The 21,493-nt window shown below is 65.2% G+C and carries 27 protein-coding genes; 1 reads left to right on the top strand and 26 read right to left on the bottom strand.

All coding sequences use genetic code 11. From position 1 onward, the window contains the following. Nucleotide 1: 1 nt before the first annotated feature. From nuoL to JNJ68_RS11020, 22 genes are all read right to left on the bottom strand, one after another. Nucleotides 2-2,431, bottom strand: a complete 2,430-nt coding sequence (nuoL, locus tag JNJ68_RS11125; protein WP_294982418.1) for an NADH-quinone oxidoreductase subunit L — start codon at nucleotides 2,429-2,431, stop codon at nucleotides 2-4. Between the two features lie 177 nt (nucleotides 2,432-2,608). Then, nucleotides 2,609-2,914, bottom strand: a complete 306-nt coding sequence (gene nuoK / locus JNJ68_RS11120) for an NADH-quinone oxidoreductase subunit NuoK (protein ID WP_197642188.1) — start codon at nucleotides 2,912-2,914, stop codon at nucleotides 2,609-2,611. An 85-nt stretch (nucleotides 2,915-2,999) separates the two neighbouring features. Then, complete coding sequence (locus tag JNJ68_RS11115; protein WP_294982416.1) at nucleotides 3,000-3,608, bottom strand: NADH-quinone oxidoreductase subunit J; 609 nt, start codon at nucleotides 3,606-3,608, stop codon at nucleotides 3,000-3,002. Beyond that, nucleotides 3,605-4,018 carry a carboxymuconolactone decarboxylase family protein gene (locus tag JNJ68_RS11110; protein WP_294982414.1) on the bottom strand — a complete coding sequence of 138 codons (414 nt, stop codon included), beginning with the start codon at nucleotides 4,016-4,018 and terminating at the stop codon, nucleotides 3,605-3,607. Before JNJ68_RS11110 ends, JNJ68_RS11115 begins: the two co-directional genes overlap by 4 nt. Beyond that, nucleotides 4,015-4,242 (bottom strand): hypothetical protein, encoded by a 228-nt coding sequence (locus JNJ68_RS11105; protein WP_294982413.1) that lies wholly within the window; start codon nucleotides 4,240-4,242, stop codon nucleotides 4,015-4,017. Before JNJ68_RS11105 ends, JNJ68_RS11110 begins: the two co-directional genes overlap by 4 nt. Nucleotides 4,243-4,252: 10 nt before the next feature. After that, entirely contained in the window at nucleotides 4,253-4,747 is a 495-nt protein-coding gene (nuoI, locus tag JNJ68_RS11100) for an NADH-quinone oxidoreductase subunit NuoI (protein WP_294982410.1), read from the bottom strand. Nucleotides 4,748-4,749: 2 nt separating this feature from the next. Further along, the gene (nuoH, locus tag JNJ68_RS11095; protein WP_294982408.1) at nucleotides 4,750-5,787 is read right to left on the bottom strand and encodes an NADH-quinone oxidoreductase subunit NuoH; all 1,038 of its coding nucleotides are present in this window, start codon (nucleotides 5,785-5,787) and stop codon (nucleotides 4,750-4,752) included. Between the two features lie 29 nt (nucleotides 5,788-5,816). Continuing rightward, on the bottom strand, nucleotides 5,817-6,224 hold the full coding sequence (locus JNJ68_RS11090) for a hypothetical protein (RefSeq protein WP_294982407.1): 408 nt from the start codon (nucleotides 6,222-6,224) through the stop codon (nucleotides 5,817-5,819). Between the two features lies 1 nt (nucleotide 6,225). Next, a complete protein-coding gene (gene nuoG / locus JNJ68_RS11085) occupies nucleotides 6,226-8,247 on the bottom strand; it encodes an NADH-quinone oxidoreductase subunit NuoG (protein WP_294982405.1) in 2,022 nt (673 codons plus the stop codon). Continuing rightward, entirely contained in the window at nucleotides 8,244-8,495 is a 252-nt protein-coding gene (locus JNJ68_RS11080; protein ID WP_294982403.1) for a hypothetical protein, read from the bottom strand. The genes nuoG and JNJ68_RS11080 overlap by 4 nt, the downstream gene beginning before the upstream one ends. A gap of 4 nt (nucleotides 8,496-8,499) precedes the next feature. Continuing rightward, complete coding sequence (locus tag JNJ68_RS11075) at nucleotides 8,500-8,985, bottom strand: DUF3291 domain-containing protein (RefSeq protein ID WP_294982484.1); 486 nt, start codon at nucleotides 8,983-8,985, stop codon at nucleotides 8,500-8,502. Between the two features lie 14 nt (nucleotides 8,986-8,999). Next, nucleotides 9,000-9,407 carry a DUF5333 domain-containing protein gene (locus tag JNJ68_RS11070; RefSeq protein WP_294982401.1) on the bottom strand — a complete coding sequence of 136 codons (408 nt, stop codon included), beginning with the start codon at nucleotides 9,405-9,407 and terminating at the stop codon, nucleotides 9,000-9,002. 134 nt (nucleotides 9,408-9,541) lie between these two features. Beyond that, nucleotides 9,542-9,781, bottom strand: coding sequence for a hypothetical protein (locus tag JNJ68_RS11065; protein ID WP_294982400.1), 240 nt, complete (start codon nucleotides 9,779-9,781; stop codon nucleotides 9,542-9,544). Between the two features lie 5 nt (nucleotides 9,782-9,786). Further along, a complete protein-coding gene (gene nuoF / locus JNJ68_RS11060) occupies nucleotides 9,787-11,082 on the bottom strand; it encodes an NADH-quinone oxidoreductase subunit NuoF (protein WP_294982398.1) in 1,296 nt (431 codons plus the stop codon). 10 nt (nucleotides 11,083-11,092) lie between these two features. Next, on the bottom strand, nucleotides 11,093-11,320 hold the full coding sequence (locus JNJ68_RS11055; protein ID WP_294982396.1) for a DUF5337 domain-containing protein: 228 nt from the start codon (nucleotides 11,318-11,320) through the stop codon (nucleotides 11,093-11,095). Nucleotides 11,321-11,325: 5 nt separating this feature from the next. Beyond that, nucleotides 11,326-12,216 (bottom strand): hypothetical protein, encoded by an 891-nt coding sequence (locus JNJ68_RS11050; protein WP_294982394.1) that lies wholly within the window; start codon nucleotides 12,214-12,216, stop codon nucleotides 11,326-11,328. Between the two features lie 46 nt (nucleotides 12,217-12,262). After that, nucleotides 12,263-13,438, bottom strand: coding sequence for an NADH-quinone oxidoreductase subunit E (locus tag JNJ68_RS11045; protein WP_294982392.1), 1,176 nt, complete (start codon nucleotides 13,436-13,438; stop codon nucleotides 12,263-12,265). A gap of 94 nt (nucleotides 13,439-13,532) precedes the next feature. Next, nucleotides 13,533-14,771 (bottom strand): NADH-quinone oxidoreductase subunit D, encoded by a 1,239-nt coding sequence (locus JNJ68_RS11040; RefSeq protein ID WP_294982390.1) that lies wholly within the window; start codon nucleotides 14,769-14,771, stop codon nucleotides 13,533-13,535. Beyond that, a complete protein-coding gene (locus tag JNJ68_RS11035; protein WP_294982388.1) occupies nucleotides 14,768-15,103 on the bottom strand; it encodes a hypothetical protein in 336 nt (111 codons plus the stop codon). The genes JNJ68_RS11040 and JNJ68_RS11035 overlap by 4 nt, the downstream gene beginning before the upstream one ends. Beyond that, nucleotides 15,103-15,705, bottom strand: a complete 603-nt coding sequence (locus JNJ68_RS11030; RefSeq protein ID WP_294982387.1) for an NADH-quinone oxidoreductase subunit C — start codon at nucleotides 15,703-15,705, stop codon at nucleotides 15,103-15,105. Before JNJ68_RS11030 ends, JNJ68_RS11035 begins: the two co-directional genes overlap by 1 nt. Nucleotides 15,706-15,707: 2 nt before the next feature. Next, nucleotides 15,708-16,259 carry an NADH-quinone oxidoreductase subunit B gene (locus JNJ68_RS11025; protein ID WP_294982483.1) on the bottom strand — a complete coding sequence of 184 codons (552 nt, stop codon included), beginning with the start codon at nucleotides 16,257-16,259 and terminating at the stop codon, nucleotides 15,708-15,710. Nucleotides 16,260-16,312: 53 nt separating this feature from the next. Beyond that, the gene (locus JNJ68_RS11020) at nucleotides 16,313-16,678 is read right to left on the bottom strand and encodes an NADH-quinone oxidoreductase subunit A (protein ID WP_294982385.1); all 366 of its coding nucleotides are present in this window, start codon (nucleotides 16,676-16,678) and stop codon (nucleotides 16,313-16,315) included. Nucleotides 16,679-16,916: 238 nt separating this feature from the next. Between JNJ68_RS11020 and JNJ68_RS11015 the strand changes: the two genes are divergently transcribed. Then, the gene (locus JNJ68_RS11015) at nucleotides 16,917-17,324 is read left to right on the top strand and encodes a hypothetical protein (protein ID WP_294982383.1); all 408 of its coding nucleotides are present in this window, start codon (nucleotides 16,917-16,919) and stop codon (nucleotides 17,322-17,324) included. Nucleotides 17,325-17,334: 10 nt separating this feature from the next. Here the strand turns inward: JNJ68_RS11015 and JNJ68_RS11010 are convergent, their stop codons facing one another. From JNJ68_RS11010 to JNJ68_RS10995, 4 genes are read right to left on the bottom strand one after another with little or no spacing between them, the layout of a single operon-like run. Further along, a complete protein-coding gene (locus tag JNJ68_RS11010) occupies nucleotides 17,335-18,144 on the bottom strand; it encodes an MBL fold metallo-hydrolase (protein ID WP_294982381.1) in 810 nt (269 codons plus the stop codon). Continuing rightward, a complete protein-coding gene (locus JNJ68_RS11005) occupies nucleotides 18,144-18,659 on the bottom strand; it encodes a thermonuclease family protein (protein WP_294982379.1) in 516 nt (171 codons plus the stop codon). The genes JNJ68_RS11010 and JNJ68_RS11005 overlap by 1 nt, the downstream gene beginning before the upstream one ends. After that, entirely contained in the window at nucleotides 18,659-19,891 is a 1,233-nt protein-coding gene (locus tag JNJ68_RS11000) for an aminotransferase class I/II-fold pyridoxal phosphate-dependent enzyme (RefSeq protein WP_294982378.1), read from the bottom strand. Before JNJ68_RS11000 ends, JNJ68_RS11005 begins: the two co-directional genes overlap by 1 nt. Beyond that, on the bottom strand, nucleotides 19,888-21,135 hold the full coding sequence (locus JNJ68_RS10995; RefSeq protein WP_294982376.1) for a TCR/Tet family MFS transporter: 1,248 nt from the start codon (nucleotides 21,133-21,135) through the stop codon (nucleotides 19,888-19,890). Before JNJ68_RS10995 ends, JNJ68_RS11000 begins: the two co-directional genes overlap by 4 nt. Nucleotides 21,136-21,493: the final 358 nt, after the last annotated feature.

Here is a 21,493-nt window from a genome sequence, read left to right as displayed (position 1 = left end):
CTTACTTCGCGCCGCCGAACAGCGTCATCCAGGTGACGAGGACGACGATCCCCAGCACCATCGCGAAGGCATAGTGGAACAGGTAGCCGGACTGCGCGCGGCCTGCGAGGCGGGTGAAGAAGGGGATGATCCCCATCGCCACCCCGTTGAGTGTGCCGTCGATGACATCGCCGTCGCCCTTCTTCCACAGGAAGTTGCCCAGCCACTTGGCGGGACGGACGAAGATCACGTCGTAAAGCTCGTCGAAGTACCACTTGTTCAGGAGGAACAGGTAGAGCGGGCGCTGCTGCGCGGCCAGGCGGCGCGGCAGGCTCGGGTCCTTGATGTAGAAGAGCCAGGCAAGCACAAAGCCGATCAGCATCGCCACGAAGGGCGAAACCTTGACCCAGTCCGGCACTTCATGCGCGGCGTTGATCGCCGTGGTCGGCGGATGCTCGGCATGAGCCACCTTTTCCGCATCCAGGCGGGTGTCGACCACGGCCTGCTCTTCCGGAGTGAACGGCAACATCAGGAGCGCACCTTTCGGGGCGGCGCTGACCGCTGCCTCGAAGTCTTTCGAAAGCTCGGCATTTGCCTCGGCGTTGGTCAGCGCGCCCTCTGTTCCCGAAGCAGCGAGAGCATCACCCTCGGCAGGTGCGGTATCGGTGGTGGTGCCTTCCGTCGCGACGGCCGTGCCTTCGGCGGGGGCCGCCTCGGTTGCTGCCGGTGCCTCGGTCGTGGCGGTCGCGCCGTGGTCCTCGGTCGTGGCGGTCGCGCCGTGGTCCTCGGTCGCGACAGCGGTGCCCTCCGCAGTCGAGGCAGCCTCGGCGTGGTCATCGCCATGCGCCTCGGCATGGGCGGCGGCTTCCATGCCGAACCAGTCGCGCACGGCGGCTTCCTCGCCGAAGAAAACCTTGTACCACAGCATCCCCGAGAAGACCGCGCCAAGCGCCAGTACCCCCAGCGGGATCAGCATGGTCAGCGGGCTTTCGTGCGGCTCGTGATCCCCGTGAGCGTCATGGCCATGCGTGTCATGCACCGCGCCGTGATGGTCATCGTGACCGTGGCCGTGCCCGTTGCCATGCGCCCGGCTTTCCCCGAAGAAGGTCAGGAACATCAGACGCCAGCTGTAGAAGCTGGTCATGCAGGCGGCAGCGACCAGCAGCCAGAAGGCGTAGGAGGAGCCGACCCAGGCGCTTTCGATCACTGCGTCCTTCGACAGGAACCCGGCAAAGCCGTAATGCGTCAGCGGAATGCCGACGCCGGTGATCGCCAGCGTGCCGATCATCATCGCCCAGAACGTGAGCGGGATCTTCTTCCGCAACCCGCCATAGTTGCGCATGTCCTGCTCATGGTGTGTGGCGGTGATCACCGAGCCAGCGCCAAGGAACAGCATCGCCTTGAAGAAGGCGTGAGTGAAGAGGTGGAACATCGCCACCGAATAGACCCCAACGCCTGCCGCCACGAACATATAGCCAAGCTGCGAGCAGGTGGAATACGCGATCACCCGTTTGATGTCGTTCTGCACCAGACCCACGGTCGCCGCAAAGAATGCGGTGGTGGCACCAAGAACAGTGATGAAGGCCGTCGCCTGAGGCGCGTATTCGTAGAGCGGCGACATGCGGCAGACGAGGAAGACCCCCGCCGTCACCATCGTCGCGGCGTGGATCAGCGCCGAGACCGGCGTCGGGCCTTCCATAGCGTCGGGCAGCCAGGTGTGCAGGATCAGCTGCGCCGATTTCCCCATTGCCCCGATGAACAGGAGGACGCCGATCAGGTTCGCGGCGTTCCAGTCGGCCCAGAGGAAACTGAGATTGGTCTCCGCCAGCGTCGGTGCAGCCGCAAAGACGTCATCAAAGCGGATGCTGTCGGTCAGGTAGAACAGCCCGAAGATGCCGAGCGCGAAGCCGAAGTCGCCGACGCGGTTGACCACGAAGGCCTTGATCGCAGCAGCGTTGGCACTGGGCTTGCGATAGTAGAAGCCGATCAGCAGGTAGGAGGCGACGCCCACGCCCTCCCAGCCGAAGAACATCTGGACAAGGTTGTCAGCCGTCACCAGCGCCAGCATGGCGAAGGTGAAGAACGACAGATAGGCGAAGAAGCGGGCCTTGTAATGCTCGCCCTCATGCCAGTTCTCGTCATGCGCCATGTAGCCGAAGGAATACAGGTGAACCAGCGCCGAGACCGAGTTCACCACCACCAGCATGATCGCCGTCAGCCGATCCAGCCGGATCGCCCATTCCGACCCCAGCGTCCCGCTCTCGATCCAGCGCAGGAGGGTGATGTGCTGCGTCTCGCCGTCGAAGGTCAGGAAGATGTACCAGCTCAGCGCGGCGCCCAGGAAGACGAGCGAGGTGGTGATGACCTGCCCCGCCTTCTCGCCGATCAGCCGCCAGCCGAAGCCGCAGATCAGGGCCCCGATCAGCGGAGCGAAAAGGATGATCGTTGCCATTACTCGGTCCTGTCCTGGGTAGCACCACAGCGGCTTGATCCGCAGCGGGTCGATTGAAATTCATCTGCCGGAACGGCCCCGGCGGTGTGGCACGTCTCGCATTCCAGGTCGACCATCGCGCCCCTGACGGCGGTGATCCGCATCCCGAACACGTTCTGCTCTCCGACCTTCATGCCGTCAGCCCTTCATCACGTTGACGTCTTCCACCTCGATGGTGCCGCGGTTGCGGAAGAAGACGACGAGGATGGCAAGGCCGATGGCGGCCTCGGCAGCGGCGACGGTCAGGACGAACATCGTGAAGACCTGCCCCACCAGATCGCCGGAATAGGAGGAGAAGGCGACGAGGTTGATGTTGACCGCCAGCAGCATCAGCTCGATCGACATCAGGATGACGATCACGTTCTTCCGGTTCAGGAAGATCCCGAAGATCCCGATGACGAAGAGGGCCGCGGCCACCGTCAGGTAATGTTCAAGTCCGATCATCGTCTGGTCCCTCGTGGCCGTTTTGACCGTTTCGTAGGTCGGGGTTCACCCCGACATCCTTAGCAAAGTCGGGGGGAACCCCGACCTACAACCCCTGCCCCGGCTTCACGTCCTTCAGCTCCATCGCCTTGGCCGGGTCGCGCCACATCTGGGCCAGCACGTTCTGCCGCTTGATGTCCTTGCGGTGCCGGAGCGTCAGCAGGATCGCCCCGATCATCGCCACCAGCAGGATCAGGCCCGCCAGCTGGAACAGCAGGAAATACTTGTCATAAAGCAGCATCCCCAGCGCCCGGGTGTTCTCGATCTCCGAAGGCGCCACCGCCTGCCGCAGCCCTTGCGATCCGTCGGCCACCTGCCAGACGCCGACGCCGATCGCGACCTGCATCAGAAGGACCACGCCGATCAGCAGGCCAAGCGGCATAGCGCGCGCCATCTCGCCCTTCAGCGCGGCGAAGTCGATGTCGAGCATCATCACCACGAAGAGGAACAGCACCGCCACCGCGCCGACATAGACGATGACCAAGAGCATCGCCACGAACTCCGCCCCCAGAAGGACGAACAACCCCGAGGTCGACAGGAACGCCAGGATCAGCCACAGCACCGAATGGACCGGGTTGCGGGACAGCGTGACCATCAGGCCCGCCGTCACCGTGATCACCGCAAACAGATAGAAGGCAAAGCTGAAGACGGTCATGCGTCTTTCTCCTCAGTAGTCTCGGCGAAGACGGACTGGGCGATTTCCAGCGCCTTCTGCATGGCGGGAACCCCGCCGAACATCGACATCTGCCAGATCACTTCCGCGACCTCGCGTTTCGTGGCCCCGGCAGAAAGGCCGTTCTTGATCGCCATCCGCAGCTGCGGCTCGCCCACCGGACCCAGCACGGTCAGCGCCGCGATGGTCACGAGGAACCGGGTCCGCGCGTCCAGCCCTTCGGGGTTGAAGGTCTTGCCGAACCACATCTCCAAGAGCTCCTTCGGCATCGGCGGAAAGAACTTCTCGAACGCCTTCGCGTCGATGTTCTCCATGCCCGGCATGAAGGCATTGGCCATCTTCTGACCCTGCTCCATCATCGCGGCGAACATCTTGGCGAAGTCTTCGGTCATGGGGTCGTCCTATTGTCCGTCTTCGGCCAGCGCGCGAAAGCAAAGACCCAGATTGCAATCACATTCAGCAGAGGGATTCCCATCAGAAGGCCTGGCCAAGCCGTGCCATGCGCGCGCTTGGCAATGATCATCGCGGGCCAACCATACGCAAGAAACCCCGCGACCAGCAGAATAAGCAATGCTGGAAGGCCGGTTATGTGGTTTCCCCAAAGGTTGACGTACATCTTCACCTCCTCACCGATACGGCGCGTCGATTTCGAGGTTGCGGGCGATCTCGGCCTCCCAGCGGGCGCCATTCTCCAGGAGTTTCTCCTTGGTGTAGAACAGCTCTTCCCGCGTCTCGGTCGAGAATTCGAAGTTCGGGCCCTCGACGATGGCATCGACCGGGCAGGCCTCCTGGCAGAAACCGCAGTAGATGCACTTGGTCATGTCTATGTCATAGCGCGTGGTCCGGCGGGAGCCATCCTCGCGCGGTTCGGCGTCGATGGTGATGGCTTGGGCCGGACAGACGGCCTCGCAGAGCTTGCAGGCGATGCAGCGTTCCTCGCCATTCGGATAGCGGCGCAGCGCATGTTCGCCGCGGAAGCGAGGCGACAGCGGCCCCTTCTCATGCGGGTAGTTCAGCGTCGATTTCGGCGCGAAGAAGTATTTCATCCCCAGGCCGAAGCCCTTGATGAAGTCCACCAGCAGGAAATACTTCGTCGCGCGGGTCCAGTCGATGTTGGACATCATCAGCCTCCAATCGCCCAGCGGGCCCAGAAGCCGCCCAGCACTTCGAACTTGGCAAGGAACGCCACGATCACCACCCAGCCCAGCGACAGGGGCAGGAAGACCTTCCAGCCGATCCGCATCAGCTGGTCATAGCGGTAGCGGGGGACGATGGCCTTCACCATCGCGAACATGAAGAAGAAGACCCACATCTTGGCAACCATCCACCACCAGCCGTCCGGCAGGAACGGCAGGGGCGACAACCAGCCGCCGAAGAACAAGAGCGAAATCAGCGCGCACATCAGGAAGATGGCGATGTATTCGCCCGCCATGAAGAGGAGATAGGGCGTCGAGGAATATTCCACCATGAAACCGGCAACCAGCTCGGACTCCGCCTCGGGCAGGTCGAAGGGTGGGCGGTTGGTCTCGGCCAGGGCGCTGACGAAGAACAGCACCACCATCGGCAGATGCGGCAGCCAGTACCAGTTGAACAGGCCCCAGTCGCCCTCCTGCGCCGCCACGATGGAGGAAAAGCTCATCCCGCCGGTCGAGATGATCACCCCGATGATGATCAGGCCCAGCGACACCTCGTAGGAGATCATCTGCGCGGCCGACCTCAGGCTCCCGAGGAAGGCGTATTTCGAGTTCGAGGCCCAGCCGCCCATGATCACGCCGTAGACCTCCAGCGAGGACACGGCGAAGACGAACAGGATCGCGACGTTGATGTTGGCCAGCACCCAGCCGTCATCGAAGGGGATCACCGCCCAGGCCAGGATCGCCAGCACGAAGGACAGCATCGGCGCCAGGAAGAAGACCGGGCGGTCCACCCCGGCGGGGACGACGATTTCCTTGACGACGTATTTCAGCGCATCGGCCACCGATTGCAGCAGGCCGAACGGCCCCACCACGTTCGGGCCCCGCCGCATCTGCACCGCCGCCCAGATCTTACGGTCGCCGTAGACGAGGAACAGAAGGCTGATCATCACGAAGGCCACGATCAGCAGCGACTGTGCCGCGATCAGCACCGCCGTCCCGAACCCCGTGGAAAAGAACCCGTCCATCTCAGTCCCTCATCCTCAAACCGCCATCCCTACCGGGTCGGTATTCCAAGCTCGACGCACTCGCCCGCCACCACTTCGGCGTCCACGGTGCGCAGGCCCTCGGGCAGCCCAGCCGAGATGAGGTAAACCGCATCTCCGTACCACGTCTGCCCTTGCTTCTTCACGATGGTTCGCACTTGCCGTGCGAAGCCAAAGCCTTGATCCAGCGCATATTGCGCCGCCGCGCAGCGGCCATAGGCCTCGACATCGGCCCGGTCCTTCGCGCCCTGCATGGCGACGCTGAAGCTGACCATGTCGGTGTCGAGCAGGATGGTCGAGACCCCCTGATAGACCGCCGTCTGCCCGCGCTCCTCTGGCACCTCTCCGGCGGGCGCGCAAGCCCCCAGCGCCGCTGTCGCGGTGCCAAGGGTGGCCAGAAGGGAGAGGCGCTGTGTCATCTTACTCCGCCGCAATCGGGGCCACGGCGCGGGCCTTGGCCAGCGCGCTCAGTTCCGCCATCACCGTGGACGCCCGCGCGATGGGATTGGTCAGGTAGAAGTCCTTGATCGCATTGCGGAAGGTGGCCTTGGCCGGAAGCTTGACCTCCAGCGGTTGCCACTGGTTCTCCGGCACCTCGTCGATCCGGCCCAGGTGCGGATGCGCCTTGACCAGCGCCGACCGCAGGCCCGCCAGCGAATCCCACGGCAGTTGCTGGCCAACCTCGGCCGACAGCGCCCGCAGGATCGCCCAGTTTTCCTTCGCCTCGCCGGGGGCAAACCCGGCGCGGAAGGCCAGTTGCGGCCGCCCCTCGGTGTTGACGAACAGCCCGTTTTCCTCGGTATAGGCCGCGCCCGGCAGGATGATGTCCGCCCGGTTCGCGCCCCGGTCGCCATGCGACCCCTGATAGATCACGAAAGGCGCATCCGCCCCGTCGCGGCTGATCTCGACCTCATCGGCGCCAAGGTTGTAGATCACCTGCGCGCCTTCGGTCGCCTTCGACAGCCCGCCCTCCGTCACGGCGCCCACGTCCATCGCGCCGACCCGGCCCGCCGCCGTGTGCAGCACCAGAAGCTTGCCGCCCGCACCTTGAGCATAGGCCATCGCCTGGCTCAGAACCGCCTCGCCATCGGCCTCGTTGATCGCGCCCTGGCCGATGATGACCAGCGTGTTGCCCTTCTGGGTCACGCGGCCCACCAGATCGACCAGCGCGGCCCGGTCGGTGCCCATGTGCTTGTAGTCATAGGTCAGGTCGACCTTTTCACCGAAGAGCCCCACCATCGCGCCATTGGTCCAGGCCTTGCGGATGCGGGCGTTCAGCACCGGGCTTTCCACCCGCGGGTTGGTCCCGATCAACAGGATCACCTTGGCGCTGTCGATGTCCTCGATCTTCGCCGTGCCGACATAGGCCGAGCGGTTGCCGACCGGCAGCTTCGCCCCATCGGTGCGGCACTCGACATGGCCGCCGATCCCTTCGATCAGCGTTTTCAACGAATATGCCGCTTCCGTCGACACCAGATCGCCCACGAGACCGGCGACCTTCTTGCCCTTCATGGCGGCCGCCGCCTTGGTCAGCGCCTCACCCCACGAGGCTTTCCGCAGGCGCCCGTTCTCGCGCACATAAGGCGTGTCCAGCCGCTGACGGCGGAGGCCATCCCAGACGAAGCGGGTCTTGTCGCTGATCCATTCCTCGTTCACGCCGTCATGGTTGCGCGGCAGGAAGCGCATGACTTCGCGGCCCTTGGTGTCGATGCGGATGTTCGACCCCAGCGCATCCATCACGTCGATGCTCTCGGTCTTCGTCAGCTCCCAGGGCCGCGCCGTGAAGGCATAGGGCTTCGAGGTCAGCGCCCCCACCGGGCACAGGTCGATGATGTTGCCCTGCAGGTTCGAATCCAGCGTCATGTTCAGGTAGCTGGTGATCTCGCTGTCTTCCCCCCGGCCCGTCTGGCCCATCTGGGTGATCCCGGCGACCTCGGTCGTGAAGCGCACGCAGCGGGTACAGGAGATGCAGCGCGTCATCTTCGTCTCGACCAGCGGGCCGAGGTTCAGGTCTTCCGACGCACGCTTCGGCTCGCGGTAGCGGCTGAAGTCGACGCCATAGGCCATCGCCTGATCCTGAAGATCACACTCGCCACCCTGGTCGCAGATCGGGCAATCGAGCGGGTGGTTGATGAGCAGGAACTCCATCACCCCCTCACGCGCCTTCTTCACCATCGGCGAGGTGGTCTTCACCACCGGCGCCTCGCCGTTCGGCCCGGGCCGCAGGTCGCGCACCTGCATCGCACAGCTCGCAGCAGGCTTCGGCGGGCCGCCGACGACTTCCACAAGGCACATCCGGCAGTTCCCGGCGATCGACAGCCGCTCATGGTAGCAGAAGCGCGGGATCTCCACCCCGGCCGCTTCCGCCGCCTGGATGATGGTCATCGCGCCATCGACCTCGACCTCGATCCCGTCGATGCTGATTTTCTTGAGGTTGGTCATTTCCGTGCTTCCAGTTCCTGCACCCGGCGCTTCAACGCCGCAATCTCGTCGCGGATTTCGTCCATGCCCTCGCCATGCTGCTCTGTCGCAGCCGAGGCCATTCCAGCCATGCCTATGGCGGTAGCAACCTGATCCCGCATTTCTTCGATGTGGCGCTCGACGCGCTGCAACCGGCGACCGTCGTCAACTTGCTGCCCGCGGATCTCCCGCAGGAGCCGCAGCACGACATTGTCTTCCAACTCTGCCATCGCCCTACTCCGCCGCCACTTGCGCGCAGCCGTGGGTCTTCCACGCCTGCGCTTCTTTCAGATATTTCCAGCCGAAGGCATGGTCGCTGTCGCCCTGCGCCTCCAGATGCGCCAGCCGCTCCAGCGCCTCGTCCAGCGTGGGACGGTGCCCCGCAGGCACCCACCACATGACGAAATGCATCCGGCCCAGCACCTCGAACCACTCAGCCCGCCGCTCATAGAAGGCGCGATGGACGGTGTTGAAGACGAAATGCTCCAGCGTTTCCACGCTTTCCCAGACCGTGAGGTTCGACACGAACTGCGGGTCGCCGCCGATCTTGGTTTCGGTGTTCCCGGTGCCGGGCTCGCCCGAGCCTTCCATCATCCAGACGAACCCGGGCATCCGCTTGCCCATCCCGTTCACCCGGTCGAGCGCAGCCATGAACTCGGCCACGCGCGGGTCGTCGGTGGGGGCCAGAAGGCGCCCCACGTTCAACTCGGCCAGATGCATGCCGGACGACTGGTTCACTTCTTCGACCTCAACAGATAGCCGATCAGGCTTTCCTTGGAGATTTCCTCTTCGCCGATCCGGCAATAGGCGTCGGGGTTCCCCGGCTCGGCGCCCTTGGCCTTCAGCCACTCGGCCGCCTCGGCCTTGAACTTCTTCTTCTCTTCCTTCGAGGTGACGAATTCCCGCACCACGTCCGCCTCATAGCCCTGCTTCAACGCGTAGTCGCGCAAGGAGTTCAACTCGCCCAGGGCGCGCAGCTTGCGGGCCTCCATCGTCGGGCAGTTGTCGGCGATGGCGTCGCCGATGAACCCCTGCAGAAGCTTGTCGCGGATCACCGGCTCTTCGTTGATCGGCACCAGTGCCAGTGCGGGCGTGGCGCTGACGGCAAGGGTCAGGGCGATGGTCTTGATGGTGCGAAGCATGTTGGCCTCCTTGGCTGCTTTTAGCAGCCGACGACCGACTGCTGCTCGTGCCGCGGAGATGGGGGTAAAGCCCCTTGATATGCCATGACAAACCCGCGTTATCAGCGGTTTGTGACCGGGGATGACGGCAGATGTCATGCGCAACCCTCCGGATAGACCCATTCGCCGGTCGCCCGGTCGAAGCGGTCGTAGATCGAGACCCTGACCTTCCCGCCGCAAGCCGCATCCGCCGCCTTGCGGGCAGCCGCCCCTTCCCACATCTGGAACGGCTGGCCGTTGTTGGTGACGCGCACAGGCTCGCGCGAGGCGGGGACGGGTGCTGCCGTTCCCACGCAGGCGGCCTGCGCCAAAGTCACCGAAAGGGCCAGCGCCATCCGCATCACTCCGCCGCGACCGCCGTGACCCGGCCGGTGCGCTTGGCCTTGATCCGGTCCTCGATCTCGTCGCGGAAGGCGCGGATCAAACCCTGGATCGGCCAGGCCGCCGCATCGCCGAGCGCGCAGATCGTGTGGCCCTCGACCTGCTTCGTCACCGACAGCAGCATGTCGATCTCCTCGACCTCCGCCTCGCCCCTGACCAGCCGATCCATGACCCGCATCATCCAGCCGGTGCCCTCGCGGCAGGGGGTGCACTGGCCGCAGCTTTCGTGCTTGTAGAACTTCGACAGCCGCCAGATCGCCTTGATGACGTCGGTCGACTGGTCCATCACGATGACTGCCGCCGTCCCAAGGCCCGAGCGCTGCTCGCGCAGCCAGTCGAAATCCATGATCGCGTCGTCGCATTGCGACTGGGTCAAGAGCGGCACCGAGGACCCGCCGGGGATCACCGCCTTGATGTTCTTCCAGCCGCCGCGCACACCGCCGCAATGCCGGTCCAGAAGCTCTTTCAGCGGGATCGACATCGCCTCTTCCACGACGCAGGGCTGCATCACATGGCCCGAGATGCCGAAAAGCTTGGTCCCCGTGTTGTTCGGCCGCCCGAAGCTTGCGAACCAGTCCGAGCCGCGCCGCAGGATCGTCGGCACCACGGCAATCGACTCCACGTTGTTCACCGTGGTCGGGCAGCCGTAAAGCCCCGATCCCGCCGGGAACGGCGGCTTCATCCGGGGCATGCCCTTCTTGCCTTCCAGGCTTTCCAGAAGGGCCGTCTCCTCGCCGCAGATATAGGCCCCGGCCCCGTGGTGCAGGTACAGGTCGAAGTCCCAGCCCGACTTGGCGGCATTCTTGCCCAGAAGGCCCGCGTCATAGCATTCGTCGATGGCCGCCTGCAGCGCCTCGCGCTCGCGGATGTATTCGCCGCGGATGTAGATGTAGCAGGTGTTCGCCCCCATCGCGAAACTGGCGATCAGCGCCCCCTCGATCAGCGTATGCGGGTCGTGCCGCATGATCTCCCGGTCCTTGCAGGTGCCCGGCTCGGACTCGTCGGCGTTGATCACCAGATAGGACGGCCGCCCGTCCGACTGCTTCGGCATGAACGACCACTTGAGGCCCGTCGGGAAGCCCGCGCCGCCCCGGCCCCGCAGACCCGAGGCCTTGACCTGCTCGACGATCGTGTCACGCCCGCGCTTGATGATGTCGGCGGTGCCGTTCCAATGCCCGCGCTTCATCGCGCCCTTCAGGCTGCGGTCATGCATCCCGTAGAGGTTGGTGAAAATGCGGTCCTGATCCTTGAGCATCTTGGTCTTCCTAACCCCGGCGTCCGCGCCAGATCTGATACGTCACCACCATCGCCCAGACGAAGCCGGCGATGGCGGCAAGGTCGAAGAGGAACGCGAACCGCGTCTCCCACCCCAGTTGTCCGCCCACGAACTGAGCGCCCATCCACAGGATCATGGTCGCCGCCAGCACGATGGCCACCAGACGCGTCTGTCGGGCGCGTTTCAGGTCGGCGGGATCGGGGCGGGTCTCGGCCATGTCTCTCAATACTCGTTGGTCCGGGCGCGCTCGCGGAAGGCCTCAAGCCCTTCGGTGACGATGATCCGGGCCTGTTCCACCCATTTGTCGCGGGTGATGCGGCCCTTGAAGGTCTTCATCTCGGCATCGACCAGCGCGACATCGGCGTCGGTCCAGGCGGCGATCTGGTCGAAATGGTAAAAGCCCATGCCATTGACCAGTTTCTCCAGCGCCGGGCCAATGCCCTCGATCTCTTTCAGATCGTCCGCCTTGCCCTTGCGCGGTGCCTTCAGCCGGACAAGACCGGCAGGCTTCGCCGCTTTCTCGGCCTTGGGCTTGGCGGCCTTGGGCTTCGGTTCGGCCTTGGCTTTCACCGCAACCTTTTCGGCCCCGGCCTCTGCCTTCGGCTTCGTTGCCGCTCTCGGCTTCGCCGCCGGTTTCGCCTTCGGTTTCGCCTTGGCCAACGGGGCGATATCAGACATCGGCGGAACAGCTTCAGTCACGGCAGCCGAACCCGCCGGCACCGGAGACGCCATGATCGGCGCAGGCTCGACCTCGGCCAGCGGCGTCACCACCGAAGAGGCAACGCGCGCCTTCAGCGCCTCGGGCCGCACCGGAACCGCCTTCACTGCCGGAACCCCTGCCCCCTCGACCCCTTCGATCCGCCCCTCGCCCGAGCCCGGGACGATCCGGCGCACCCGCTGGGCCGCCTCTGCATCCTCGTCGCGGGTCATCTTTGCCGCCAGCCAGTAGAGCACCAGCAGGACCATGAGGGCGAGGGCCAGCGCAAAGACCACCGCCGGGAACAAAAGGTAGTTCATGACGCCGCGCAGGACGGCAAAGGCCACGATCCCGGAAAGACCCACCAGGACCCAGCCGCCGATGCCGATCGTCGTTTCATACTCCCCGTCGCGCATCCTGCCTCACTCCCGAACCTGACCAGCCGCCCTCTTTTCCGTCCGCCTATGCCTTCGCCGCCGCTTCCGCCTCGGCCACCGTGCCGCCCGCCGCCAGGATCTTCGCCTGCGCCACCCAGCGGTCACGGGTCACGCGGCCCTTGAAGCCTTCCAGGTTCTCGTCGACCCAGGCGATCTCGGCCGGGGTCCATTCCGCGATCTGGTCAAAGTGGAAGAAGCCGAGACTGTGACACAGCAGCTCCAGCTTCGGCCCGATCCCGAGGATCAGCTTCAGATCGTCCGCCTTGCCCTTCCGCGCGGCCTTCAGGGCCTTGGGCTTCTTGCCAGCACCTGCCGGGGCCTTGGCCTCCGGTGTGGCCAGGGGCGTCGCGTTCGGCGCGTTGCCGTCCGTCTTCGGCTTGCCCTTGGACGAAGCCTTCGCCTCCTGCACCGTCGCGCCCGTCGCATCCGCTGGCGCGCCCGCGCCGGGCTTCGGTTCCACCGGCTTGCCCCGCGCGGGCTTCACCGGCGCTGCCACGCCCAGCCACGGGGTCGAGAGCGGCACTTCCGTCCCGTCGATCCGCTTCACCGTGTCCTTGATGTCCACCGCCAGCTGCGCCGAGGCGTTGTACTGCTTCCGGCCCGATTCAAACTCCTTCAGGCTGGTCAGCCCCCCGATGGGTTCTGCCGCATAGCGCCCGTTCTGCGGCCCCGGCACCGGCACCTCACCCTTCGAGAAGCGCCCGATCAACTCGCGCAGCTTCGCAGCCGTCAGGTCCTCGTAGTAGTCCTTGCCGATCTGCGCCATCGGAGCATTGGCACAGGCCCCCATGCACTCGACCTCTTCCCAGGAGAACTTCCCGTCCGCCGACAGCGTGTGCGGGGTGGAGGCGATCAGCTCCTTCGCCACCGCCACCAGGTCCTCGGCCCCGCAGATCATGCAGGACGTCGTGCCGCAGATCTGCACATGCGCGACGGACCCCACCGGCTGCAGCTGGAACATGAAGTAGAAGGTCGCCACTTCCAGCGCCCGGATGTAGGCCATCCCCAGCATATCCGCGACATGCTCGATGGCGGGGCGGCTGAGCCAGCCCTCCTGCTCCTGCGCACGCCACAGAAGCGGGATGATCGCGCTGGCCTGACGGCCCGCCGGATACTTGGTGATCTGGCCCTTGGCCCATTCCAGGTTCGCCGGAGTGAAGGCGAATGAGGCGGGCTGGTGGGGGTGAAGGCGACGCAGCATCAGAGGATTCCAGCGATAAGAGCGGGGGCCGCGACCATGCCGACCGGCAGGGTCAGAAGCCCAAGCAGAAGAAACGGAGCAACGCCAAGGGCGATCACCGGTCGACCTCCCCGAACACGATGTCGAGCGTGCCGATGATGGCCGAGACGTCGGCCAGCTGGTGGCCCTTGCACAGGAAGTCCAGCGACTGCAGGTGCGGATAACCCGGGGCGCGGATCTTGGCGCGGTAGGGTTTGTTCGACCCGTCCGCCACCAGATAGACCCCGAACTCGCCCTTCGGCGCTTCGACGGCGGCATAGACCTCGCCGGCCGGGACGTGGAAGCCCTCGGTGTAAAGCTTGAAGTGGTGGATCAAGGCCTCCATCGAGGTCTTCATCTCGCCGCGCTTCGGCGGCGTGATCTTGCCGCGCGCCAGGATGTCACCCTTCTCGACCCGCAGCTTGGCGATGGCCTGCTTGATGATCTTGGTCGACTCGCGCATCTCGGCCATGCGGCAGAGATAGCGGTCATAGCAGTCGCCGTTCTTGCCCACGGGGATCTTGAAGTCGAACTCGTCGTAGCATTCGTAAGGCTGCGCGCGGCGCAGGTCCCAGGCGAGGCCCGAGCCGCGGACCATCACGCCCGAATAGCCCCAGTCCTGAATGTCCTTCTCGGTCACGATACCGATATCGGCATTGCGCTGCTTGAAGATGCGGTTCTCGGTGAGAAGGCCGTCGATGTCGTCCAGCACCTTGGGGAAGGCATCCGCCCAGGCGTCGATGTCGTCGATCAGCTGCGGCGTCAGGTCCTGGTGCACCCCACCCGGGCGGAAGTAGGCCGCGTGCAAACGTGCCCCGCAGGCGCGTTCGTAGAAGACCATCAGCTTCTCGCGCTCCTCGAAGCCCCAGAGCGGCGGGGTCAGCGCGCCCACGTCCATGGCCTGAGTGGTCACGTTCAGGAGGTGGTTCAGGACGCGCCCGATTTCCGAATACAGCACCCGGATCAGGCTTGCCCGGCGCGGCACCACCGTCCCGGTCAGCCGCTCGATCGCCAGACACCAGGCATGTTCCTGGTTCATCGGCGCCACATAGTCGAGGCGGTCGAAATACGGCAGGTTCTGGAGATAGGTCCGAGACTCCATCAGCTTCTCGGTCCCTCGGTGCAAGAGGCCGATATGCGGGTCGCAGCGTTCGACGATTTCGCCGTCCAGCTCCAGCACCAGACGCAGCACGCCGTGTGCCGCCGGGTGCTGCGGCCCGAAGTTGATGTTGAAGTTGCGGATGCGCTGCTCGCCGGTCTCGAAATCACTCGAGCCGTCGTTATAGGTGTTTCGGCGGATATCCCCGTCCATCATGCGATGCCCCTATTCCTGTTTGCCACATACACGGCAAAACGCTGGCCGAGGTATGCGTGCAAGATCGCACAAATGGTCATCACAACCACGAGCGGAGTGTTGAACATCATCGTCCAAGAAAACGGTAATCCCGGTGAAGCCATAAATGCGCCAAACAGCAAATAGGGCACGATGTATGTCACGAAACTGGCGACTACCCCAAGCAAGAGTCCTTTCGAGCCTGGATAGAAGAAGCCAGCCAGTCCCGCGTACAAAATCGAGCGAGAGCTGAAAAGCGGTACGATCACCAACGGCAGTCCATAGACCAGAAGCAACCCCAGGATAAAATCCATCACTTACCGCCCTTCTGGTCACCGGGAAGGATGTATTCGGCCCCTTCCCAAGGGCTCATGAAATCGAACTGCCGGTATTCCTGCACCAGCTTCACCGGCTCATAGACCACACGCTTCAAGGCCTCGTCATAGCGAACCTCAGTGTAGCCCGTGGTCGGGAAGTCCTTGCGCAGAGGATAGCCCCGGAAGCCGTAGTCGGTCAGGATGCGCCGCAGGTCCGGGTGGCCCGAGAAGAGGATGCCGAACATGTCGAACACCTCGCGCTCGAACCAGTTGGCGCTGGGGTGGATGGCGACCAGCGAAGGCACCATCTCCTCCTCGCGCACCGCGACCTTCACGCGGATGCGCTGGTTCCGGTACATCGACAGCAAGTGGTAGACCATGTCGAACCGCTGGGCGCGTTCCGGGTGGTCGACGGCGGTGATGTCGACCAGGGTCGAGAACCGGCACGAGGCATCATCGCGCAGATATTCCACCAGCGATTCCAGATGGGCAAGGTTCGCGACCAGCGTCAGCTCGCCAAAGGCGACGGTCGCCGATTGCACCGCATCCGCCTGCTTCAACTCGATGATTGCGGCCAGTTCCTGCAAAGCCTCGGACATGATCACCTCACCAGAGTGCCAGTGCGGCGGATCTTCCGCTGCAACTGCAGGATACCGTAGAGCAGCGCCTCGGCCGTGGGCGGGCAGCCGGGGACATAGATGTCGACCGGGACGATCCGGTCGCAGCCCCGCACCACGGAATAGCTGTAGTGGTAGTAGCCGCCGCCGTTCGCGCAGGAGCCCATGGAGATCACATAGCGCGGCTCGGGCATCTGGTCGTAGACCTTGCGCAAGGCCGGGGCCATCTTGTTGGTCAGCGTGCCCGCGACGATCATCAGGTCCGACTGCCGGGGCGAAGCGCGCGGCGCCGTCCCGAAGCGTTCCAGGTCATAGCGCGGCATCGAGGTATGCATCATCTCGACCGCGCAGCAGGCCAGCCCGAAGGTCATCCAGTGCAAGGACCCGATCCGCGCCCAGTTGATGATGTCTTCCGTGGACGTCAGGATGAACCCCTTGTCCGAAAGCTCCCGGTTCAGAGCCTGGACGGCGACCTCATGGTCGGCCCCCGCCGTGTTCAGCCCGGTCTGCAACCCGACCGGCTGGCCGCCCGGCATCCCGATGGTCTCGATCCCGCCCGAAGTGCCGTCGATCGGCGTCGAGGTGCCCCTCACTCCCATTCCAGGGCCCCCTTCTTCCATTCATAGGCAAAGCCGACCGTGAGGACGGCCAGGAACAGCATCATCGACCAGAAGGCGGCCATGCTGATCTCGCCGAAGGCCACGGCCCAGGGGAACAGGAACGCCACTTCCAGGTCGAAGATGATGAACAGGATCGACACCAGGTAGAAGCGCACGTCGAACTTCATCCGCGCGTCGTCGAAGGCATTGAACCCGCATTCGTAGGCGCTCACCTTTTCGGGGTCCGGGTTCCTGACGGCCAGCACCGCGGCGGCCAGGATCAGGACGATGCCCAGGCCGATGGCAATGGCCAGAAGGATGAGGATGGGAAGGTATTCTCTGAGAAGCAGGTCCACGAGGGGCTCCCTGGTGCTGGCGGCGCGCGTGCAAGCGGGCGTCACCGCCCGTTGGTCCCTCCGGCTTTACTCTGCGCCCTTTCCGGGGTCAACCGAAGGCGGGGCAGATTCAGGGCTTTGCGCGTGCAGAAAATCCTGAAAACCAAGGCTTTTTGTCGGGATTTAATGGACAGGTTCCCCCTACCTTGACCCCCTGCCCCAGAGGGCCTTTCCTGCCCGCAAGCACGAAAGGACCCCCATGCGCTTCGCCCTTCTACTCGCCCTCACCGCCAGCACCGCCAGCGCCCAGACCTGCGAAATCGACCTTTCCGCCGTCGAGACGCGCATCGCCGGACTTGAACCCTCCTACGGCCTCGTCCTCTCCGACATCTCCTGCGACGCGCCGACCAATCCCGCCCACATCCTGATGTGCAACGACGCCAACGCAGCCGACGCGACGCTTTGGCGCATGGGCCGGCTCGACGATCTCGCCTGGCTCTACGCGGTGGAAAACGCCACCGGCCAACAGGTCGACCCGGCCAACCCGCCCCGCGACGACAGTTTCATCGCCACCCGCGATGCCTGCACCGACGCGACCTGCCTCTGCGAGACGCTCATCGAGCACACCAACGCCAGCCTCGGCGGCACTTCTCCCTATCCGCAGTAACAGGCAGGCCTCAGCCGCCCGACCCGACCGGAACGAAGGCATAGCCCGTCCCCGCCCGCGCGATCCAGCCGATGCCGGGGTCGGGCAGATGCGCCCCGGCAACCAGCCAGCCGTCCCTCTCGGCCTGCGCCATCAGCCTCAGCCGCGTGGCGCGGGCCCGATCCTGGTCTTCGTCGAAGGCCCAGGTCACCTCCGGCCGGGCAAACTGCACCGCCGCGTGGTGCACCAGATCGCCCCAGATCAGCAGCCGCCCCTCGACCAGAAAGGCCATGTGCCCCGGCGAATGGCCCGGCGCGTTGATCGCCGTCACACCCGCGATCAGCCCGTCCCCCTGCTCCAGCGGCACAAGGCGCGGCAGGACCGGCAGCATCCGGGGCTCCGCGCGAAAAGCCAGCAACTCTTCGGTCGCGACCAGAACCCGCTCGGCATCGGGGAAGGCCGCGCCTTCGGGTCCGACCAGCCCGCTCAGGTGATCGACATGGGTATGGGTCAGGGCAACCACCGTCACCTCGCGCGCCCCGACCCCCGCCTCGACCATCGCCTCGGGCAGCCGCCCCAGAACGGGATGCCAGGCATTGGCCGCCCCGGTGTCGATCATCAGGCAGCCGTCCCGCCCCCGGACCAGGAAGCAGCGCACCGGCAGCCGCAACTTGCCGCCGACGACATCGGCGCCGGCCAGATCACCGTCAGGCAGCGGCGCACCATCCGGGCCGCGCAGATGGCTCACCGGCATCGCCGTCTCGCCGTCGGACAGCACGGTGACCCGGGTGTCGCCCAGTTCCACCTCCATCGACAAGCGACCCCGCCGCAATACCCGCATCAGCACCAACTCCCCCGCAGCCCGCCACCATACTGCCGCGCATGGCCCCCGCGGATCATCAGCCGGGCCACGTCCACGCCGTCTATCTCCAGCCGCACCAGCGCCCGGCCATACTGGTCGGTCCCCTGATGCACCAGCACCATCCGGTCCGCGCGCTGGATCAGCGCCCGCAGATGCCAGGACGCGCGTTCCGCAGCCAGGAACTCGCCCAGGCATTTCGGTGCGTATTTCTCGGGCGTGTCGAAACCGAGAAGCCGCGCGCTGACCATCCCGTCCTCCGGGCAGATCAGCGACAGCGTGTCGCCGTCCACAACACGCAGGACCCGGCAATCGCCCTGATCGCTCGACACGGGCTTCATCGCCGCGTTCACCAGGTCGGCGATGGTCGGCACCAGCACCAGCCCCGCCACGGCCAGCCCGATCGCCAGCTTCAGGTAGAAACGAGGATCAGCCAGCCGCCGAAGCCCCCGCACCACCGGCCCGGCGGGCCGCGCCGGGCGGAGAAGCCAGCCCATCAGTCCGCCGCCGGGGCCGCGACCGAAGCCAGGTCGCGCGCCGATGCGGCAACCCCGACCTCCTGACCGATGATCCGGGCGATCTGGACCACGTCCTCAGCGGCAAAGGTCAGGGGCAACCGCATGTCGATCAGCCCGGCCAGCACCCGGTCGGTCTGCGGCAAAACCTCGGGCGCGGCATAACGCCAATGCGCATAGCGGCTGGTGAACCCCTGCGGGTCCGCCGCGCCAAACCATTTCAGCTCCACCCCCCGCGCCGCTGCCCCGGCGACGAAGGCGGCCACCCGCGCAGGCTCCCAACCCGGCAAGAGGAACTGGAAGGACGAGCCGACATAATCCTCATGCTGCGGGCGCGGGATCAACTGAACCCCGGCCACGCCCTCAAGCCCCCGCTCCATCCCCTGATAAAGCGCCCGCCACCGCGCGCGCCTGTCGTCCAACATCCCGATTTGCGGCCGCAGGATCGCCGCCCGCAGGTTGTCCATCCGGGAGGACACGTTCGGCACGTCCAGCTTCAGCGCCTCGAACACCTCCGCCGGAGGTGCCGCCCGGTGGCGGGCGAACAGCATGTAGGACCCCGACAGAAGCACCGCCCGCGCCGCCAGTTCCGGGTCGTCCGTGACCAGCAACCCGCCCTCGCCCGAGTTCATGTGCTTGTAGGTCTGCGTCGAATAGCAGCCGATGGCGCCGTGCCTGCCCGAGGCCACGCCCTTCCACTTCGCCCCCATCGTATGCGCGCAATCCTCGATCACCCGCAGCCCCAGCCGGTCGCACAAGGCCATCAGCGCCTCCATGTCGCCGACATGCCCCCGCATGTGCGACAGGAGCAGTACCTTCGCGCCGGAGGCCTTCGCCTGCTCCTCGAGATGGTCAAGGTCGATGGTCAGATCCTTCGTCACCTCGACGAAGACCGGCCTTGCCCCCAGCGAGGCAATCGCCCCCGGCACCGGCGCCAGCGTGAAGGCATTCGACAGCACCGGATCGCCCGGCTTCACCTGACAAGCGCGCAAGGCGCAGGCCATCGCCGCCCCGCCCGAAGCCAGCGCGACGCAGTATTTCGCCCCGACATAGGCTGCGAATTCCTCTTCCAGCAGCGCCGTCTCGGCCACTTCCACGGCAACCGTGTTGTAGCGGTGCAACCGCCCGTGCCGCAGCACGGCCATCGCCGCCTCGATGCCCGCCTCGGGGATCGGCTCCTGTTGGGTAAAGCTGCCCTTGAACTTCTCGCTCATGCCTTCTCGGACCTCTTCAGCAGCAGGAACAGCACGGTCGTCAGCGCAAGGCAGCCCGCCGCGATCCAGAAGGCCACGTCGGTCGACCGCCAGGCGCGGCCCTCGGCCCAGAAATGCCCGAAGATCAACGCGAAGAACACCGTGCCGAACAACATCGCCAGGTTCATCACCGCCGACAGCCCGCCCTGCAATTCACCCTGTGCATCCTCCGGCACCCGCTTGGTCAGAAGCGCGGTCAGCAGCGGATGCACGAAGCCTTCCGGCCCGTGCAGGATCATCAGCACGAAGACGCCAAGCACCGACCAGACGAAGCCGTAGCCCAGAACCACAAGCGTCGCGCAGACCATCCCGAACAGCGCCACCCGCCATTCCCCGAACCGCGCCGTCGCCGGTCCGGTCAGGAACCCCTGGAAGGCCCCCGCGATCAGCCCGAACATCGCCAGCGTGACGCCCACCATCGCCTCGGACCAACCGAACTTGGCGATGCCCCAGAAGGTCCAGATCGCCGGATAGACCGAGGTCGAGAAGAAGAAGAGACCCAGCACCAGCACCATCGGCAGGACGCCGCGATAGGTCGCGAAAACCCGGAAGGCGCCGAAGGGATTGGCCCGCCATAGCTCGAACTTGCGGCGGTTCTCGGGCGACAGGGATTCGGGCAGCACGAGCAAGCCATACAGGAAGTTGATCAGCGAGATACCCGCCGCCACCCAGAACGGCACCCGCGGGCCCAACTCTCCCAGCAATCCGCCGATGGCCGGGCCGATGACGAAGCCGACGCCAAAGGCCGCCCCCATGTAGCCGAAGGCCCTGGCCCGGTCATCTGGGGCGGTGACATCGGCGATGTAGGCACTGGCGATGATCCAACTGGCTCCGCAGATCCCGGCAATGATCCGCCCGGCAAACAGCCACTCCAGCGTGGGCGCCAGGGCCATCAGGATGAAGTCCATCCCCAGCCCGAAGATCGCCAGCAGCAGCAGCGGCCTACGCCCGTAGCGGTCGGCCAGATTGCCCATCAGCGGTGCGAAGACGAACTGCGCCAGGCTGAAGGCCGCGAACATCCAGCCGCCGATGATCGCCGCCCTGTCGATGGTGACATGGCCCACATCCTCGATCAGCTTCGGCAGGACCGGCATGATCAGGCCGAAGCCCACCATGTCCAGAAAGACGGTGATCAGGACGAACGTCACCGCATGGCGGCTGACCGGCTTCAGGGCGCCGACACTGGTTTCACTGATGGTGCTCATGACGCGCGACCCTATGGGTCGCGGTTGATACTGTCAAACCGGCGTGGGTCTTGCCCCGAAGCTCGCCCGCCCAGGCCGGGACCACCCTTGCAAAGCCCTTTCACCTGGCTCCAAATATCCCCGCCGGAGGCAATCCCGAGCCGGTTGGCCGCAGGCCAGAGGCGAGACAGAAGGCTTGCGCGCCAGCGCTCGATCTGAAAACCGCCGCTTCGCTGCGGATTGGCCAGCACCAAAAGCACTTCCCGTCCCATGTGGTCAGGCAGCGAGCGCGCGCCCGGAGCCACCTGCGCAGAGATTACGAAATCCTTAACGCCCGTGACTATCTATCTGATCTGATTGTGTTCTCGACTTTTGTCCA

Source organism: Tabrizicola sp., from assembly GCF_016793705.1.
Classification (GTDB): Bacteria; Pseudomonadota; Alphaproteobacteria; order Rhodobacterales; family Rhodobacteraceae; genus Tabrizicola.
This window is presented reverse-complemented; position numbering and strand designations above follow the sequence as displayed.

Bases quoted from the DNA above. Each gene is read 5' to 3' on its own strand.
- JNJ68_RS11035 (WP_294982388.1), bottom strand. From the start codon at position 15,103: ATGGATTTTATCCTGGGGTTGCTTCTGGTCTATGGACTGCCGTTGGTG.
- JNJ68_RS11105 (WP_294982413.1), bottom strand. From the start codon at position 4,242: ATGTACGTCAACCTTTGGGGAAACCACATAACCGGCCTTCCAGCATTG.
- nuoG (WP_294982405.1), bottom strand. From the start codon at position 8,247: ATGACCAACCTCAAGAAAATCAGCATCGACGGGATCGAGGTCGAGGTC.
- JNJ68_RS11045 (WP_294982392.1), bottom strand. From the start codon at position 13,438: ATGCTGCGTCGCCTTCACCCCCACCAGCCCGCCTCATTCGCCTTCACT.
- JNJ68_RS11065 (WP_294982400.1), bottom strand. From the start codon at position 9,781: ATGGCGCTGGCCCTTTCGGTGACTTTGGCGCAGGCCGCCTGCGTGGGA.
- JNJ68_RS11115 (WP_294982416.1), bottom strand. From the start codon at position 3,608: ATGACCGTCTTCAGCTTTGCCTTCTATCTGTTTGCGGTGATCACGGTG.
- JNJ68_RS11055 (WP_294982396.1), bottom strand. From the start codon at position 11,320: ATGGCCGAGACCCGCCCCGATCCCGCCGACCTGAAACGCGCCCGACAG.
- JNJ68_RS11025 (WP_294982483.1), bottom strand. From the start codon at position 16,259: ATGCCGGGCGGCCAGCCGGTCGGGTTGCAGACCGGGCTGAACACGGCG.
- JNJ68_RS11075 (WP_294982484.1), bottom strand. From the start codon at position 8,985: ATGCATCTGGCCGAGTTGAACGTGGGGCGCCTTCTGGCCCCCACCGAC.
- nuoK (WP_197642188.1), bottom strand. From the start codon at position 2,914: ATGATCGGACTTGAACATTACCTGACGGTGGCCGCGGCCCTCTTCGTC.
- JNJ68_RS11040 (WP_294982390.1), bottom strand. From the start codon at position 14,771: ATGATGGACGGGGATATCCGCCGAAACACCTATAACGACGGCTCGAGT.
- JNJ68_RS11005 (WP_294982379.1), bottom strand. From the start codon at position 18,659: ATGGGCTGGCTTCTCCGCCCGGCGCGGCCCGCCGGGCCGGTGGTGCGG.
- JNJ68_RS10995 (WP_294982376.1), bottom strand. From the start codon at position 21,135: ATGAGCACCATCAGTGAAACCAGTGTCGGCGCCCTGAAGCCGGTCAGC.
- JNJ68_RS11050 (WP_294982394.1), bottom strand. From the start codon at position 12,216: ATGCGCGACGGGGAGTATGAAACGACGATCGGCATCGGCGGCTGGGTC.
- nuoH (WP_294982408.1), bottom strand. From the start codon at position 5,787: ATGGACGGGTTCTTTTCCACGGGGTTCGGGACGGCGGTGCTGATCGCG.
- JNJ68_RS11000 (WP_294982378.1), bottom strand. From the start codon at position 19,891: ATGAGCGAGAAGTTCAAGGGCAGCTTTACCCAACAGGAGCCGATCCCC.
- JNJ68_RS11090 (WP_294982407.1), bottom strand. From the start codon at position 6,224: ATGACACAGCGCCTCTCCCTTCTGGCCACCCTTGGCACCGCGACAGCG.
- nuoF (WP_294982398.1), bottom strand. From the start codon at position 11,082: ATGCTCAAGGATCAGGACCGCATTTTCACCAACCTCTACGGGATGCAT.
- nuoL (WP_294982418.1), bottom strand. From the start codon at position 2,431: ATGGCAACGATCATCCTTTTCGCTCCGCTGATCGGGGCCCTGATCTGC.
- JNJ68_RS11110 (WP_294982414.1), bottom strand. From the start codon at position 4,018: ATGACCGAAGACTTCGCCAAGATGTTCGCCGCGATGATGGAGCAGGGT.
- JNJ68_RS11030 (WP_294982387.1), bottom strand. From the start codon at position 15,705: ATGTCCGAGGCTTTGCAGGAACTGGCCGCAATCATCGAGTTGAAGCAG.
- nuoI (WP_294982410.1), bottom strand. From the start codon at position 4,747: ATGTCCAACATCGACTGGACCCGCGCGACGAAGTATTTCCTGCTGGTG.
- JNJ68_RS11015 (WP_294982383.1), top strand. From the start codon at position 16,917: ATGCGCTTCGCCCTTCTACTCGCCCTCACCGCCAGCACCGCCAGCGCC.
- JNJ68_RS11010 (WP_294982381.1), bottom strand. From the start codon at position 18,144: ATGCGGGTATTGCGGCGGGGTCGCTTGTCGATGGAGGTGGAACTGGGC.
- JNJ68_RS11080 (WP_294982403.1), bottom strand. From the start codon at position 8,495: ATGGCAGAGTTGGAAGACAATGTCGTGCTGCGGCTCCTGCGGGAGATC.
- JNJ68_RS11070 (WP_294982401.1), bottom strand. From the start codon at position 9,407: ATGCTTCGCACCATCAAGACCATCGCCCTGACCCTTGCCGTCAGCGCC.